This window comes from Bacillus pumilus (assembly GCF_038738535.1).
GTDB lineage: Bacteria > Bacillota > Bacilli > Bacillales > Bacillaceae > Bacillus.
The window spans coordinates 3,346,053-3,362,598 of the sequence record NZ_CP046128.1 but is presented as its reverse complement, the minus strand read 5'-3'; the positions used below and the strand labels follow the sequence as shown (position 1 = coordinate 3,362,598).

18 protein-coding genes and 1 riboswitch are annotated in these 16,546 nt (G+C 41.7%); of the genes, 13 read left to right on the top strand and 5 right to left on the bottom strand.

Annotated features, from left to right (window positions below; all coding sequences use genetic code 11):
• Positions 1-320: 320 nt before the first annotated feature.
• The 5 genes from GKC25_RS17200 (at position 321) to GKC25_RS17180 (ending at position 6,565) form a co-directional block, all read left to right on the top strand.
• The gene (locus GKC25_RS17200; protein WP_034660736.1) at positions 321-1,748 is read left to right on the top strand and encodes a right-handed parallel beta-helix repeat-containing protein; all 1,428 of its coding nucleotides are present in this window, start codon (positions 321-323) and stop codon (positions 1,746-1,748) included.
• Positions 1,749-1,864: 116 nt separating this feature from the next.
• Positions 1,865-1,974: riboswitch (SAM riboswitch) on the top strand.
• Positions 1,975-2,143: 169 nt separating this feature from the next.
• Positions 2,144-3,262: a sugar ABC transporter substrate-binding protein gene (locus tag GKC25_RS17195; protein WP_095285633.1), complete on the top strand. Its 1,119-nt coding sequence runs from the start codon at positions 2,144-2,146 to the stop codon at positions 3,260-3,262.
• A gap of 69 nt (positions 3,263-3,331) precedes the next feature.
• Complete coding sequence (locus GKC25_RS17190; RefSeq protein WP_095285634.1) at positions 3,332-4,828, top strand: sugar ABC transporter ATP-binding protein; 1,497 nt, start codon at positions 3,332-3,334, stop codon at positions 4,826-4,828.
• Positions 4,825-5,838, top strand: a complete 1,014-nt coding sequence (locus GKC25_RS17185) for an ABC transporter permease (RefSeq protein ID WP_034660426.1) — start codon at positions 4,825-4,827, stop codon at positions 5,836-5,838. Before GKC25_RS17190 ends, GKC25_RS17185 begins: the two co-directional genes overlap by 4 nt.
• Before the next feature lie 94 nt (positions 5,839-5,932).
• Positions 5,933-6,565 carry a GTP pyrophosphokinase gene (locus GKC25_RS17180; protein ID WP_003215004.1) on the top strand — a complete coding sequence of 211 codons (633 nt, stop codon included), beginning with the start codon at positions 5,933-5,935 and terminating at the stop codon, positions 6,563-6,565.
• A gap of 48 nt (positions 6,566-6,613) precedes the next feature.
• Here GKC25_RS17180 and GKC25_RS17175 read toward each other — a convergent pair whose 3' ends face one another.
• A complete protein-coding gene (locus tag GKC25_RS17175; RefSeq protein WP_162839379.1) occupies positions 6,614-6,754 on the bottom strand; it encodes a hypothetical protein in 141 nt (46 codons plus the stop codon).
• A gap of 19 nt (positions 6,755-6,773) precedes the next feature.
• Complete coding sequence (locus GKC25_RS17170) at positions 6,774-7,859, bottom strand: Rap family tetratricopeptide repeat protein (protein ID WP_060597562.1); 1,086 nt, start codon at positions 7,857-7,859, stop codon at positions 6,774-6,776.
• 528 nt (positions 7,860-8,387) lie between these two features.
• Between GKC25_RS17170 and GKC25_RS17165 the strand changes: the two genes are divergently transcribed.
• From GKC25_RS17165 to GKC25_RS17155, 3 genes are all read left to right on the top strand, one after another.
• Positions 8,388-9,152: a transporter substrate-binding domain-containing protein gene (locus GKC25_RS17165; protein ID WP_187704233.1), complete on the top strand. Its 765-nt coding sequence runs from the start codon at positions 8,388-8,390 to the stop codon at positions 9,150-9,152.
• A 69-nt stretch (positions 9,153-9,221) separates the two neighbouring features.
• Positions 9,222-9,866 carry an amino acid ABC transporter permease gene (locus GKC25_RS17160; RefSeq protein WP_003215015.1) on the top strand — a complete coding sequence of 215 codons (645 nt, stop codon included), beginning with the start codon at positions 9,222-9,224 and terminating at the stop codon, positions 9,864-9,866.
• Positions 9,863-10,591: an amino acid ABC transporter ATP-binding protein gene (locus tag GKC25_RS17155; protein ID WP_106038309.1), complete on the top strand. Its 729-nt coding sequence runs from the start codon at positions 9,863-9,865 to the stop codon at positions 10,589-10,591. Before GKC25_RS17160 ends, GKC25_RS17155 begins: the two co-directional genes overlap by 4 nt.
• A gap of 110 nt (positions 10,592-10,701) precedes the next feature.
• On the opposite strand, the gene GKC25_RS17150 is transcribed toward GKC25_RS17155, so the two are convergent.
• Positions 10,702-11,085, bottom strand: a complete 384-nt coding sequence (locus GKC25_RS17150) for a VOC family protein (RefSeq protein ID WP_034660421.1) — start codon at positions 11,083-11,085, stop codon at positions 10,702-10,704.
• 118 nt (positions 11,086-11,203) lie between these two features.
• Here GKC25_RS17150 and GKC25_RS17145 point away from each other — a divergent pair, with 118 nt between their 5' ends.
• Positions 11,204-12,385 carry a class I SAM-dependent rRNA methyltransferase gene (locus GKC25_RS17145; RefSeq protein WP_034660420.1) on the top strand — a complete coding sequence of 394 codons (1,182 nt, stop codon included), beginning with the start codon at positions 11,204-11,206 and terminating at the stop codon, positions 12,383-12,385.
• Positions 12,386-12,420: 35 nt separating this feature from the next.
• On the opposite strand, the gene GKC25_RS17140 is transcribed toward GKC25_RS17145, so the two are convergent.
• Positions 12,421-13,101, bottom strand: a complete 681-nt coding sequence (locus GKC25_RS17140) for a CidB/LrgB family autolysis modulator (protein WP_034660418.1) — start codon at positions 13,099-13,101, stop codon at positions 12,421-12,423.
• Positions 13,095-13,478 carry a CidA/LrgA family holin-like protein gene (locus tag GKC25_RS17135; protein WP_080869561.1) on the bottom strand — a complete coding sequence of 128 codons (384 nt, stop codon included), beginning with the start codon at positions 13,476-13,478 and terminating at the stop codon, positions 13,095-13,097. The genes GKC25_RS17140 and GKC25_RS17135 overlap by 7 nt, the downstream gene beginning before the upstream one ends.
• Positions 13,479-13,643: 165 nt before the next feature.
• Between GKC25_RS17135 and cidR the strand changes: the two genes are divergently transcribed.
• The 4 genes from cidR (at position 13,644) to GKC25_RS17115 (ending at position 16,537) form a co-directional block, all read left to right on the top strand.
• A complete protein-coding gene (gene cidR, locus GKC25_RS17130; protein ID WP_003214744.1) occupies positions 13,644-14,531 on the top strand; it encodes a cidABC operon transcriptional activator CidR in 888 nt (295 codons plus the stop codon).
• A 17-nt stretch (positions 14,532-14,548) separates the two neighbouring features.
• Positions 14,549-15,373, top strand: a complete 825-nt coding sequence (thiM, locus tag GKC25_RS17125) for a hydroxyethylthiazole kinase (protein WP_034660417.1) — start codon at positions 14,549-14,551, stop codon at positions 15,371-15,373.
• Positions 15,360-16,028, top strand: a complete 669-nt coding sequence (gene thiE, locus GKC25_RS17120; RefSeq protein WP_187704232.1) for a thiamine phosphate synthase — start codon at positions 15,360-15,362, stop codon at positions 16,026-16,028. The genes thiM and thiE overlap by 14 nt, the downstream gene beginning before the upstream one ends.
• A gap of 134 nt (positions 16,029-16,162) precedes the next feature.
• The gene (locus GKC25_RS17115) at positions 16,163-16,537 is read left to right on the top strand and encodes a nuclear transport factor 2 family protein (RefSeq protein WP_066031559.1); all 375 of its coding nucleotides are present in this window, start codon (positions 16,163-16,165) and stop codon (positions 16,535-16,537) included.
• Positions 16,538-16,546 lie beyond the last annotated feature (9 nt).

Here is a 16,546-nt window from a genome sequence, read left to right as displayed (position 1 = left end):
ATAATTATGATTCTATTCTATACCTTCACAAAATATTAGCAATAGGTTTTCTGGAATTCAGATAAGAAAAATCTGTTAAAGCGCTTTCCTTCTCTCTGCCGTCAGTCTGCCTCATGTCACCCCTTTTTAATAAAGAAATAAAATCCAAATGCATTATTAACTGATTAATCTGACAATTTAAAAGCGGGTGAATTTCCTGTAAGATATTCTTTCAACCATACACCTTTTGACCAGTACATTGCAAGGGGCATTCTCATATTTTAATCCTCTTTTTTTTAACCGATAAAGGAAGAAGAGAAGTGAAAGGAGCAAACAACAAGATGAAACGAGCGATACTAGGCATTTTACTTATTTTATTCATGACCGTGATCAGCTTCGGCTGTCAAGCGATGACAGAGGAGGCTGGCGCTAAGCAAAGCACAGCCTATTACGTGGCGCCAAACGGAAACGACAAAAACCCGGGAACGAAGCAAAAACCTTTTCGCACGCTGAAAAAAGCGGCAAGTATGGCGAAAGCCGGGGCAGCTATTTACATGAGAGGCGGCACATACAAAGAGAAATTGATTGTCCGCCATTCAGGTACAAAGAAAGCACCCGTTATCTTTCAAGCTTACGGAAAAGAAAAACCTGTCATTAGCGGGGCTTCTCTTAAGGGAAATCAAGCAGATGGCGGTCTTGTCACGATCGATCAAAAAAGCTACATCACCCTCAAAGGTCTGACGGTGGGACATCTCAAGACGAATAAGGAAGATGTGACACCAGTCGGTATTTTCATCAAAGGAAGCGGCAAAGGCGTCAAACTGCTCAACAACCGAGTGTATGACATTCAGACGACACACAAAAATGGGAATGCGCACGGTATTGCGGTCTATGGAACAAAAGCTCCTGCGGCCATTGAAGACATTGAAATCAAAGGAAACACTGTTGAAAAATTAAAGCTTGGCTTCAGTGAAGCGCTTGTGCTAAATGGGAACGTCAACAAGTTCCGTGTGACACATAACACGGTTCGCCACACAGATAATATAGGCATTGATTTAATTGGTTTTGAGAACGTAGCACCTTCTAAAAAGTACGATCAAGTCAGAAATGGTGTCGTATCTAAAAACAAAGTATATGAGATTACGAGTGCAGGGAATCCAGCCTATGGCAAAGACATCTCCGCTGGCGGAATTTATGTTGATGGCGGAAAGGACATTGTGATTGATCATAACATCACACATCACAATGACCTGGGGATTGAAGTCACAAGTGAACATAAAGGAAAAATGGCAGATCGCATTCGCATCGAACACAATCAAGTGTATTTGAACCGTTATACAGGTATTTCAATTGGCGGCTATGATAAAAAGCGAGGCGGAACAACAAATACGACGATCTCACATAATATTTTGTACAAAAATGACACAGCCGGCTTAGAAGGCGGTCAATTGTTGATGCAATATCAAGCCGTGAACAATCGAATCACGAATAATATTATGACAGCGAGTGCGTCGCATTACTTAGTCGTGAATCTTTATGGAGTGAATCAAAAGAATACCTTCCAGAAGAACGTGTATGACGACCGAAAAGGTGCGAAGGCATCACAGTGGGTATGGCGCGGGAAATGGATGGAAGGCTACAAAACGTATCTCTTGAAAAGCGGCCAAGATAAAGGATCAGCACACCTCAATCCACAATTTGTGAATGAGAAAAAATATGACTTTCGCCTGAAGAAATCATCACCTGCTAAGAAAATCATCGGAAGTTAAGCATGTATGAACCACAAATGTATTGTTTTAAATTTTCAAAAAAATCATTGACATTGTTGTCACATCACATTAAAGTAAAGAAGACATTTTAACTAAAACAAAATTTCATAACGGATCTCTTATCAAGAGAGGCAGAGGGACTGGCCCTATGACGCCCGGCAACCGTTTCTACTATAGAAATTGGTGCTAATTCCTGCAAAGCTGTTACAGCTTTGACAGATAAGAGAGGAAGACTTCCCGATACATGTTTCATGCAACGGTGATCAAGCCTCTCTTTCCAGGAGAGGCTTTTTTTCGTCTCTTTTTCAAATGAAAGAAAAGTTTACTGGCGTTTTCCCACTGTTTTACCTAGTTTTCCGATGAGAAAAATAAAAACAACTTGAGGAGGAACAGCAATGAAGCGTAAGCATTTTACATCATGTCTTATATTATTAATGGTATTGACGATCCTATTAACGGGCTGCGGCACTGGATCAAGTGCAGGCTCAAAGGCAAATGCGAACGAAAAGGTCTCCTTTGACAATGTACCGAAGCGATTTGCAAAGGGACAGGGAGCAAAAATTAAAGTCATCCGTAAAATCGGAGGAGATGATCATACAGCGCAGTTTTTAGCTGGGACGAAGGCAGAAGGTGAAGCGCTTGGCTTTACGGTAGATGTCTACACCGCAAACGGGGATACAGCGAAATTCCATGATGCGATCTCTCAGGCGCTGGAAGAAAATTATGATGGCTTTATCATCTCTCATGGGGACGACGAGGCGACCGTCGCTGACGTGAAAAAGATCACAGCGAAGGGCATTCCAGTCGTAGCGTTTGATTCGAATCCTAAGCTGAAGGACATCAAAGGGGTCACAGTGACGTCTCAAGATGACGAACAATTAGCGAAAAAATCACTAGACGCACTCGTGTCTGATTTTAAAGGAAAAGCAAATATTGCATACCTCTGGGTAGATGGGTTCCCGCCAATGGTGAGACGAAACAAGGTCTATCAAGAAACGCTCAACCAACATTCAGGGATCAAGGAACTTGACCGCTTTGGCATTGCTTCCTCTGATACGTCTGTTCAAACGCAAAATGCAGTGGCAGCGATGCTGAATAAATATCCAAAGGGTAAACTTGACGCTATTTTTGCCACGTGGGATGCCTTTGCCATTGGCGCAGCAAGAGCGCTAAAGGAAGCAGGAAGAACAGAAGTGAAGATTTACGGGATTGATGTGTCAAATGCTGATCTTCAAGAAATGACAGCGAAAGAAAGTCCATGGAAGTACACAGCAGCGGTTGATCCGAAGCTCATCGGCGCTGTTGACGTGAGAATTCTTGCGAAGAAAATAGCGGGTGAGAAAACGCCATCTTCCTATGACCTTGAGGCCTCTCTCATCTCGCAAAATCAGCTTCAACAAGCAGGAAAAGCCATCAATATGGTCAATCTTGCAGACGAAGTGAAGGGTTTCGGCTCATCGACTGCTTTTGAAGAAGATTGGATGAAGACCTTGAAGAAACATTATACAAAATAAACACCGTGCACTCTCTTCCATAGAGGGTGTTTCGTTTTTCAGATGATGATCATGAGAAGGAGGACACCTATGACTTCGCCGCTTGTTTGTATGAAACATATTTCGATTGAATTCCCAGGAGTAAAAGCGTTAGATCAAGTGAATTTTACATTAAAAAAAGGGACGGTTCATGCGCTGATTGGAGCGAATGGTGCTGGGAAGTCCACGTTAATGAAAGTTCTTTCTGGCGCTCATTCGCACTATGAAGGAAGCATCCATATCAATGGTCAGGCGGCATCCATTCAAACCCCAAAGAATGCGGCCTCATATGGTGTGCAGACGGTCCATCAAGAAGTGGATACGGCGCTAGTTCCCTACTTAAGTGTTGGTGAGAATATGATGATGCATCAGATTGAGAAAAAAACATTTGTCGGCTGGAAAGAGCTGCACCGTAAGGCAGCTCAACTATTAAAAGAAATGGACATCGACATCTCCACAAAACGCCTTGTGAGTGATCTGACCCTTGCAGAAAAACAGATGGTGCTCATTGCCAAGGCCGTTTCGATTAAATGCAGCATTTTAATCTTAGATGAACCAACGGCTCCTCTTAGTCATACAGAAACAAGCAAGTTATTCTCAATGATTGATCGGCTGAAACAGAATGGAACGGGCATTGTGTTTATCTCCCATCGCATGCCTGAAATTTTCACCATCTGTGATGAACTGACAGTGATGCGAAATGGAACCGATGTCGCAGCTCACCTCGTTCAAGATACAAATCCGCAGCAGATCATTGAAGAAATGCTAGGTGCGCCATTAGAGGAGCAATTCCCGCTCCGTACACCTTTGAAGGATGCACCCATTGTGCTTGAAGTGAAGCAACTAAACGACCAGCATAAATTACGCAACATTCATCTTCATGTGAAAAAGGGAGAAATTCTCGGAATTGCTGGCCTTGTCGGTGCTGGAAAAACGGAATTGTGTAAAGCCCTTTTCGGCGCCTCAGAAAAAAAGACGGGAACTGTGCAGCTTCATGGTCAAACCGTTCGCATCACATCGCCTTATCAAGCCGTGAGAGCTGGAATGGCCCTTGTGCCGGAAGAGCGGAGGAAGGAAGGAGTTCTAACAGAAGAGAGCGTGGGGTGGAACTTAACGGCTGCAAGTCTTCGTTCATTCTCACGGGTGTTCAGCTTCTTACATCGTTCGAAGGAAAAGCGGGAAGCAGACGTAATCGTCAAACGGCTTGGTGTCAAAACGCCTTCTCTTGAAGCAAAGGTGAAGCATCTATCCGGTGGAAATCAACAGAAGATTGCCATTGGAAAATGGCTGCTGGCTGAGGCGGATGTCTATCTCTTTGATGAACCAACAAAAGGCGTTGACGTTGGAGCGAAAAAAGATATTTTTACCCTGATTGCAGAGCTTGCCGCCCGCGGGAAATCTGTGATTTATGCGTCAAGTGAGCTGTCGGAGATTGCAGGTATCGCAGACCGAGTCTACGTGCTGTATGATGGCAGCATTGCCCGGGAAATGACTGCGCCAACGACTGAGGAAGAGCTTTTATATCATTCAACAGGAGGACAATCATGAGTGAACGACAAATTCCAGCCCCTGTGCAGCAAATGAAAAAACAGCGGCCATCCTTTCATCTATTTGATTTCTTTTATCGATATGGCACGATCTTAACCATTGTCGTATTGATTGTGGTATTTGCGGCAGCGAATCCAGCGTTTTTGCAATCAGGGAATATCATCAATATTTTACGGTCTATCTCCATTGTGACCATTATTGCGGTGGGCCTTACCATCTCATTGGCAGTAAACGGCTTTGATTTATCAGTCGGATCAGTCGCAACGTTATCGAATGCAATTGTGATTTCTATGTTCGTGTGGTTTTCGCAAAACCCGCTGATTGCGATCCTCTCTGCGCTAGCGGCTGCCCTTATTGTTGGTTTACTCAATGCCTTGATGATTGTCAAAATGAAAATTCCAGATATGCTCATGACATTAGCTATGATGTTTATCATTCAAGGACTGGCTCAAACGTATACGAAAGGGGCGACCATTTCTGAAAACATGGTGCTGCCTGACGGTACATTCTCAACGGGTACAATCCCCGCCTTTTTCAGCAAAATCGGCCAGGTGCCATATATCATTCTCTTAATGGCAGCCATTGTGCTATTTGCACATGTTTTCATGACCTACACAAAGCACGGCCGATTTATGTACATTATTGGAGGGAATAAGGAAGCGGCTCGATTGTCCGGTATTCATGTAAACAAATATAAAATCGCAGCATATCTGCTCTCGGCTTTATTTGCAGCAATCGGTGGTATTGTGCTGGCATCAAGGGTGATGACAGCGGAAATAAATGCTGGCGCACCTTATTTAATGGATGGCGTAGCGGCAGCTTTTATCGGTTTTTCCGTCATGGGAGCAGGAAAGCCAAATGCATTTGGTACGTTTATTGGGGCTGTGCTCATCGGTATTTTGCAAAATGGACTTGTGATGATGTCTGTCCCTTATTACGCGATGGATATTGTGAAAGGCTCTGTACTCGCGCTTGCGCTGGCGTTAACGTATTACAAACAGCGAGGCTGACGACGTATTTTTTAAAACCTTTTGAGTCCTTTCTCCGTCTAGTAAACGGAAAGCGGTGCAGCCGCCGTTTCCCAAAAGGAGATGACAAAAAGAAATGAATATGTCAGCAACTCATGTAGAAGATTTGAAAAACGTCATGGAAGACTGGAAAAATGAATTATTAGTATATAAATTTGCATTAGATGAAATGGATACAAAGTTTTCAATTATCAGCCAGGAATATAATTTAATCCATGGACACAATCCAATAGAGCATACAAAATCACGAATCAAATCCTTTGAAAGCATTGTAAATAAATTAGCAAGAAAAGGATGCGACATCACAACACAATGTGCCAAGGAGTATATCCATGATATCGCAGGTGTCCGTATCATCTGCTCCTTTATTCAAGATATCTATAATATTATGGATGTATTGAGGCAAAGAGAGGATCTAAAAATCCTTGAAGTGAAGGATTACATTCAACATCCAAAACCAAATGGCTACAGAAGTCTTCATTTAATTGTGGAAATCCCTGTGTACTTAACGAATCGTGTGGAGCATGTGAAGGTTGAGATTCAGGTGCGGACCATAGCGATGGATTTTTGGGCGAGCCTTGAACATAAAATCTATTATAAACTGCAAAACGATGTCCCTCATCAGCTGACCGATGAATTGAAGGAAGCGGCAGATATCGCCCATTACTTAGATGAAAAAATGCAAAATATTAAACGAGAAATTGATTAGCGCATAGAAAAGAGCAGCTGTTATATTCACAGCTGCTCTTTTTCATTTTTAAGGATTGGTGCCGCGGTCTCTCTTTTGAATGATATCTTGAGATTGTGCAGATTGGCTGTCTTTTTGGATAGAAGCGCCAATGGAAACACCTGTTATCAAGAGTGTCAAAATCGCAGTTGTGATAAACCATTTTTTCATCATACATCACTCCATATTCTTAACAAGTTTTTAAGGACAACGCCTTGTTCCAGAAATAAGTGGATTCTTCATGAAGTCCAAGATCCGTTAAGTAAGCAGCTGCATCCTGACAGATGGCTTCAAGATCGACAAGGAAATTCATAGATTCTAATTGATCACAATAAGATTTGATTTGCTCCATCATGTTGTCTGGCTGAAGCATAAGTGTTTCTAAAATGGATAATTTAAGTGAAATGTTTCGTTGTTTTAAATTTTCTGCTTTTTGTAGTGAAAGCTGTACATAATAGTGGAACAAACCAGGCTTTTTCAGCTTGAATAGTGCTTTTGTATAGGCATACATGGCAAGTAAGTAGCCGCCTGGAGAAGACGTTTCAAATGTCTCGATCAATAAAGCTTTTTCTAGGAGCGGCACAGCTTCACTGTATTCATTTCTAAGACTTTTAATAAAAGCTGCATTGCAATACGCGTGACCAAGTAAATCTGGGTCTTCCATTTGTTCTAGTGAATGAATCACTTCTTCAAATAATGACTCTGCCTCATCATATTTCGATTGATCAGCATAATTCAAAGCGAGCATCATTTGACAGCTGATTGATTTTTTCACATAACATGGATCTGCGTCATAAATAGATGAAGCCATCTTTAAGTGGTGTATGGAGAGAAGCGTGGACCTTATATTATAGTAAAGACACCCTGTTTTATAATGAAATTCTGCTTTTTCAATGTCATCGTGCACGAGATCTAATTTATCCTCGGCCAATTTTAAAAGGTGAAATGCCGTATCCTGATTGCCTCTGCGCATTTCATACATCCCTTTAAAGAAATAGAAATAGTAACTGAGCATGTCATCTGTACGGATCGCATTTTCATCAACAAAAAGACTATGATCCAACGAAGCTGTATCTTCGATGAGATCCTTAAAACGGTACTCTAGCAATTGATAGTAAAGTAAGACGTCTTGATTCTCTTCCATTCGATCAAACGCTTGAAGAATCTCTTCTTTTAGCTGGATCGCACCTTGTATTTCTCTTTTTTTCATCATGACATACCAGTCATTTAACATATTCGCTACATCAACGGACGACAAAACACCTGTTTCGGCCAATTTATATCCTCCTTTCTTCATCTATCCATCTAGTTCGATTTCCATTCATCTGAATTCACTTTCCATATTCAGTATCTTCTTATATTTTAAGCGCTCTCTTGCAATTTGTAAAACATGTTTTTTGATGTAAATTCAACCAGTTGTGAAAGAAATAGGGACCATCCACCTTTTTGTATGCTTTTACATATTTTTAGGTAAAAAGAGGGTTTTGGAAAAAATATATTACGATATCAATAGAGAGAAGAAGGTAATTCAAGAGTCTGTTTTCGTATGTTAGAAAAAACGGAGATTTTCAAGGTGATGTCTCGTTTTTTTGTAAGATTATCTCACATCATAATTGTGAATCACTCTTCTTTTAGAATAAAATGAGTTATTCGCAAAAAAGTAAAATTTAAAGAGATTATTGATCTAGTATAGTATGGATCTTTGGTATTGATAAAAAATATCACACGCTATAGATTTAGCGTGGTATAGTATTATTGGTATTGCGAATATTTAGACAAAACTGACAATAGGGGGTCGTGTTTTATGAAAAAATCGATGTTACTGATCATGGTACTCATTGTTGTGCTCGTCATGGCAGCCTGTGGATCAAAATCGGACAGCGGTTCGGGAGAAGGCAAAGGCACATATAAAATAGGGATAGATACAACATATCCGCCGTTTGAATTTGAAAAGGGCGGTAAATATGAAGGAATAGACGTTGATCTGATTAACGCAATCGCGAAAGACCAAGACTTCAAAGTGAAACTTGAAGCTATGGACTTCTCAGGCATTATTCCAGCAATGCAGGCAGGCCAGCTTGATGTAGGAATGGGCGGGATGAGTATTACAGATGAACGTAAGAAGAAGGTAGATTTCTCAGATCCATACTTCGACGCTGGACTGACAGTTGTTGTGAAAAAGGACAGCAGCATCAAATCAATTGATGATTTAAAGGGGAAAAAGCTAGCTGTTAAAAATGGGACGACAGGTGCAAAATTTGCATCAGATAACGCAGATAAATATGGGTATGAAGTTGTTCAATTTAATGACAGCCCATCGATGTTCCAGGAAGTTTCAAACGGAAATGCAGATGCCTTAATTGAGGATTATCCTGTCATTACGTATGCAATCGCACAACAAGATTTAAAATTGAAAACAGTTGGAGACCGATTGAATGGAGACCAGTATGGTATTTCTGTGATGAAGGGGAAAAACCAAGACCTATTGAAGAAGATCAATAAAGGTCTAGAGAACCTAAAGAAAAACGGTGAATATGACAAAATTATTGATAAATATTTGAAGTCATAACACAAGCGAGGCGCGCTCCGTGCGCGCTTTCTTTATGTGGCACCGTATGTGAATTAGGGAGGGAGAAACATGGACACGATTATTAATGCATTTCCATATTTAATGGATGGTTTGCAAACCACTTTATATATCTTTGTTGTTGCCATCATTTTAGGATTTATTATCGGTTTAATAGTGGCATTATTCCGTCTGTCACCTTTTAAAATCTTAAATTTCATCGCACTTGTCTTTGTCAATGCCATTCGAGGCACACCATTTATCGTACAGCTATTCTTCATTTACTTTGGTTTGAATACACTTGAATTCATATCGCTTGATCGAGTGCCGGCAGGGATTATTACAGTAGCGATTAATGCAGGGGCTTATTTCTCAGAAATTATTCGTGCAGGGATTCAGTCCATTGATAAAGGACAAACAGAAGCTGCGCGCTCTTTAGGCTTTACAGGGGGACAAAACATGCGCTTTATCGTCCTTCCGCAGGCATTCCGCCGCATGCTTCCAGCGATTACAAACCAAGCCATCATCAGCTTGAAGGACACGTCTCTCTTATCGATTATCGGAATCGCCGATATTATGCAGCGGGGACAAGTACAGGCATCGGCAACATTTGATCCTTTGAATGTCTGGCTCATTGTCGGTATCATTTATTTCGTGATCATTTATTTACTTTCTCTACTGGCTAGCTATGCAGAAAGGAGATTTGATATCAAATGAGTATGATTACGGTGAAAAATTTAAAGAAATCCTTTGGCGATCACGAAGTGTTAAAGGACATTAATGCAGTCATCGAGGAAAAGGAAGTAGTGTGTGTGATTGGTCCTTCTGGATCAGGCAAAAGCACGTTTCTAAGATGTCTCAATAAATTAGAAGATATTACGGCTGGCGAAGTCGTTGTCCACGGACATACGATTACAGATCCAAAGGTGAATATCAATAAAGTACGACAAGAAGTGGGGATGGTGTTTCAGCACTTTAATTTATTTCCTCATAAAACCGTTTTAGAAAACATCACGATCGCACCGATGAAGGTAAAAGGCGCCGACAAGAAGGCGGCAGTCGATAAAGCAATAGACCTGCTTGAAAAGGTCGGCTTAAAAGACAAAGCCAAAAGCTACCCTAACCAATTATCTGGTGGACAAAAACAGCGTGTCGCCATTGCAAGAGCCTTGGCAATGGACCCGAAAGTGTTATTATTCGATGAACCGACCTCTGCTCTTGACCCTGAAGTCGTCGGGGATGTATTAGCAGTTATGAAACAATTAGCCGTCGAAGGCATGACAATGATTGTGGTCACACATGAAATGGGTTTTGCGAGAGAGGTAGGAGACCGCGTGATCTTTATGGATGGCGGATATATTGTCGAAGAAGACAAACCGGAGGCTCTCTTTGGAAACCCGCAGCATGAGCGGACAAAATCATTTCTTAGTAAGGTGTTATAAAAAAAGAGTAAGGGCATATGGATGCTCTTACTCTTTTTCTTTTATGGAGCCTAAGAAATATCGCAGTTTATATGATGATAAAGGTAACTGGCCCCATTTCCTAGGAAATATTAGCGCTGGAAGAATTCGATCCATTCTTGGTCTGGGCCTCTGAAAAAGAAGTAGCAGTATCCATTTGGTAACGTCGTAATTTCTTCATCAATTAATTCAATTTGCAGCTTTTGAATACGATTGAATTCAGCATGAATATTGTCTGTTGTAAAGGCAAGATGATGGACCTTTCCTTCAGATGGCAGGTCGCTGCTGTACCCTTGGATGAGCTCAATTTCCGTTTCTGTCTCATCTTTAAAGCCGAGAAATGCAAGTTCAATGACTCCGTTTGTATGAGTGATGCGATCCTTTAATTTCATGCCCACGACCTTTTCATAAAAATCAATGGACTGATCAATATTTGTGACCATAATACCTGTATGATCTAATCGTAATGTCGTCAAAAAAAGAGCCTCCTCTATGGTGTGTTGATATTTTTCTCCTCATCTTATCATAATAGAAGTAACGTATACATTCATATGATAGGATAGAGAGAGTCAATTTAGGATAAGGATGACACAAATGAAAAAAATCTCATTAAAACAAACATTTGCAGAACAAGTGAAAAAGGGATATCCGCTCATTTCCAAAGATGCTGTATCTCATGTAAGCGGTGTGAAAGAAGGCGAGCTGATTGAATGGGTGGATGAGCGAGGCGCCTTTTTAGGAAAAGGATATTATGGTGTACAAAATAAAGGAATCGGCTGGGTACTCACATTTGATGCCAACGAAAAAATAGACCAAGCCTTTTTTGTCTCCAAGCTTGAGCAGGCAGCGAAAAGCAGAACGCATTTATTTCGTGATGCGCAGACGACTGCTTTCCGTGTGTTCAACGGAGAGGGAGATGGCATTGGCGGCTTCACGATTGATCATTATGACGGTTTCTATCTCATCCAATGGTATAGCGAAGGAGTTTATACATTCAAGGCGGAAGTATTGGCTGCACTTGAGCACGTATATCCAGACTATAAAGGCATTTATGAAAAGAAACGATTTGATACGTCTGGACAGTATATAGAAGATGATGATTTTGTGAAGGGAGAGAAAGGTGAATTTCCTCTCATCGTGAAAGAAAATGGCATGAACGTAGCGGTTTACTTAAATGATGGTGCGATGACAGGCATTTTTCTTGATCAACGTCATGTGAGAAAAGCGATTCGAGATCGTTATGCAAAAGGAAAGACCGTGCTTAATACATTTTCTTACACAGGCGCATTCTCAGTGGCAGCAGCGCTTGGCGGAGCGAGCCGGACGACAAGTGTAGATGTCGCAAACCGCAGTTTGAAAAAAACAGCTGAACAGTTTGAAATCAACGATATAGATGTGGACGGGCAGGATATGAAAGTCATGGACGTCTTTAAATATTTTCCGTTTGCAGCGAAAAAAGGATGGACTTATGATCTTGTCATCTTAGACCCGCCATCCTTTGCACGCACGAAAAAGCACACATTCAGTGCGGCGAAGGATTATAAGAAGCTATTAAAAGAAGCCATCCAAATCACAGCTGAGAACGGCGTCATTGTGGCATCAACGAATAGCAGTGCATTTGGTATGAAGAAATTCAAAGGATTTATTGCGCAGGCCTTTAAAGAAACAGGGCAAACCTATCGTATCCTTGAAGAATATACACTTCCTGAGGATTTCCGTACAACGAAGAATTATCCTGAAGGAAATTATTTAAAGGTTGTCTTTATACAAGCATAAGAAAAAGCCATTTTCCGATAAAGGAAATGGCTTTTTTATAAGGCAAACGACATGAGGAGAGGCGCTGCACATAATGTAATAATAGCTGAAAGAATCATCGACACACTTGAGATCGTCCCTGAGACGGAGCTCATTTCAAATGCCTTCGATGTTCCTGCCCCGTGTGCACCTGTTCCAAGCAGGACGCCCATGGCAATGTCATTATCAATACGGAAATAACGAATGACCATTGGACCGATGATTGACCCAAACAGTGCGGTTAAAATGACGAATACAGCCGTAACGGACGGCATGCCGCCAATCATTTCTGACACACTCATCGCCACTGGTGTTGTGACCGACCTTGGGACAAGACTTTCAATAAGTCCTGTATCCAAATGAAACAACTTGGCGATAAATGCTGTTGATAGGATCGCAATGACAGAACCGCAAGCCACATTCAAAATAATTTCCACTGCATGCTTCTTCAGAATGTGAAAATACTTATATAAAGGAATGGCAAAAGCAACAGTCGCAGGCTGAAGCATATTCGTGAGCCATTTACCGCCTTGATTGTATGCATCGTAAGGAATGTTGACGATTAACAGCAAGACGACAAGGACAAGCGGCGTTACAAGTAATGGGGAGACATAGACCTTCGGATGCCGTTTATACACCGCTTTTGATCCGAGATATAAAAGAACCGTTAAGATCAGAAATAATGCGCCAACTAACATAGCTTTTTTCGCTCCTTTCTTTTTGCAATCATTTGCGTCATGATACCAGTCGAGAGCATGACGACAAAGGTACTAAGTAAGACGACAAGGACAATACTTGTGCCAGATTGAGAAAGCAATGTTCCATAATCAATGACACCAACTGCTGACGGGATAAAGAATAGCAGCAGTTCTCCAAGCAGCCATACGGCGCCAAGTTCAATCCATTTTAATTGAATAATTTTAAAATGAAGTAATAAGAAAATGACCAGAATGCCTAAAATCGTGCCCGGAATTCTTAAATGCAAAAAGGCCGCGAGCACATTCATCAATTTCGCAAAAACAAACAAAGCCATAATCTGAAGGACAGCAATCAGCGGCGTTTTGAGCAATCTCACTTTCTGTTCACTCCTTTTTCTATATAAATTGTTCACTGTTTCACAAAAACATGACAACGTTCCAATTGATTAGCTTACTTTAAAGTGTACAGCACGTTCAGTTATAGGTAAAATACATATATCGAATAGTTAGTATTCCTTTTGTCTATAGGAAGGGTGAGTCATGTGGACATTAGACATTTAACATATTTCTTAGAAGTGGCGAGGTTAAAAAGCTTCACAAAAGCATCACAATCTCTTTATGTGTCGCAGCCTACCATTTCCAAGATGGTCAAAAATCTCGAGGATGAGCTGGGGGTGCAGTTGTTTTATCGAAATGGCCGGCAGGTTGAAATGACAGATGCTGGACAAACGATGTATACACAGGCGAGTGAAATCACACAATCATTTCAGAATTTAACGAGCGAGCTAAATGATTTAATGAATGTCAAAAAAGGACATATTCGCATCGGGCTGCCGCCGATGATTGGATCGAGTTTTTTCCCGAATGTCATGGGAGAATTCCGCCAGCAGTATCCAGATGTCACATTTCAATTGGTGGAGCACGGCTCTATTAAAGTAGAGGAAGGGGTCGAAGATGGTTCGTTAGATATTGGTGTCATTGTTCTGCCTGCAAATGATAAAATTTTTCATACGTACACCATTATTAAAGAAGACATGAAGCTCGTGACGCATCCATCACATCCGATGGCAGGTCGTGATAAGGTTGATTTAGCTGATTTAAAGGAAGAGTCTTTTATTTTCTTTCGAGAAGATTTTGTTCTGCATAGCCGGATATTGAATGAATGTATGAATGCGGGCTTCCGGCCCAATGTCATTTATGAAACGTCTCAATGGGATTTCATTAGTGAGATGGTAGCCGAGAACTTGGGAATTGGTCTTCTGCCTGAGCGGATCTGCCGTGATCTTGATCCTGAAAAGGTGAAAGTCATTTCCTTAAACACGTCGATCCCGTGGCATTTAGGAGTCATTTGGCGAAAGGATCGCTATTTGTCGTTTGCGGCAAGAGAATGGTTAAAGCATACTAAATCCTATGTGTGGGGAGCAGAGTAAAAGGGAGGACGATACGGATGAAAACAAGCTGCGTGTCTCATTTATTGGAGAGGGTTCGAGCGGAAAATCCACTCGTTCATAATATCACCAATCAAGTCGTGACGAATTTTACAGCGAATGGTCTGCTTGCTTTAGGCGCTTCGCCAGTCATGGCAAATGCCAAAGAAGAAGTGGCTGAAATGGCGCAGTTGGCGGATGCACTTGTGCTCAATATCGGCACATTGACAAAGGACACGGTGGAGGCCATGGTTCTGGCTGGACAAGCTGCCAATGAAAATGGTGTACCTGTTCTATTAGATCCTGTCGGCGTCGGTGCGACAACGTTTCGAACGAAAGCGGCAAAACAGCTGTTAGAGCAAGTGAACATGACCGTTGTCAGAGGAAATGCTGCAGAAATGGCTCATTTACTTGGAGTGGATGGCTGGGAGTCAAAAGGCGTTGATGCGAAAGCAGCGAACGGAGATGTATCGGCACTAGCCAAACAAGCGGCAAGGACACTTCAGACTGTTGTGGTGATCACAGGAAAAGTCGATGTGGTGTCAGATGGAGAGGACGTGTTGTCTATTCATAATGGACATGAATGGCTCACCAAGGTGACGGGAACCGGCTGTTTACTGACGTCTGTCATCGGGGCATTTTGTGCAGTGGGTGAACGGCCTATTCATGCGTCAGCAGCTGCATTACTGTTTTATGGCGTCGCAGCTGAAAGGGCAGCTCATTACACTCAGGATAAAGGGCCAGGGACGTTTCAAATGGAATTGTTAAATGCACTCACACACACAACTGGCGATGATGTGGTGACTATGGGGAGAATAGGGGGAATTTCACATGACAAAGGCTGATCAACAGCAAATCAAACAGCAATTATCGGTTTATTTTATTATGGGAACAGCGAATACAAGCAGGCAGCCGCTTGATGTCGTAAAGGAAGCCATTCAAGGCGGGATCACCATGTTCCAATTCCGTGAAAAGGGTGATGGAGCTTTGCAAGGAGAAGAGAAGAAACAATTGGCTCGTCAACTTCAAGTGCTTTGCCAAGAAGCAAATGTTCCTTTTATTGTGAATGATGATGTACAGCTAGCGATGGATCTTGATGCAGACGGCGTTCATGTTGGACAGGAAGACACAAATGCAGAAGACGTCAGACAAAAAATCGGGAATAAAATATTAGGTGTGTCTACGCATAACCTTGATGAAGTGAAACAAGCCATGAAGGACGGCGCAGATTATGTCGGCATGGGCCCAGTTTATCCAACAGAAACGAAAAAGGATACACGCAGTGTCCAAGGAGTATCTTTGATCACTGAAGTACGTCGTCATGGTCTTCATATTCCAATTGTTGGCATCGGGGGTATCACATACGACAATGCTGCACCAGTCATCCAAGCAGGGGCAGATGGTATTAGCATCATTAGCGCCATTAGCCAGAGCACTGATCCAAAAAAAGCAGCAGAAGAATTGAAAGCACTTGTTGCATCAGAAAAAGCATCTCTTTAACCTGTAGGAGACATGGATTGACTCAATTCATGTCTTTTCTGATTTCAGGGAAAATAGACAGGTGAGAAACAATTGTGTACAATTAAATTGTTCGATTATTTTCGAAATGACAGGTAAATAAAGGAGAATGAACAATGGAAGTGCTCGATACGTATTTTCGCCGCTACGATGAAGCAGGAAAAGGACAGGAGCAACTGAATGAATTGCTGGCATTGTTTTCTGACGATGTGATGATTGTCTTAAATGGTGCCGAGAAGCCTGGCATCCAAGCGTTTACACAGTTTTTAAACACATTTTTCCACGTGCATGAAGACATCAAGCATATGTGGGATGGATGGAAAAAAAGAGAAGACGGAAAATATGAAACGAACTGGGCCGTTTGCGGGAAACTTTCGGATGGCCGTGTCTATACAGCTGAAGGAATTGACATTGCAGAACTGGACGACAAAGGAAAGATCGTTTATTTAGAAAACGTACCGAAAAATCCAGAGTTATTTCAGCGCTATTAAAAAGCCGGC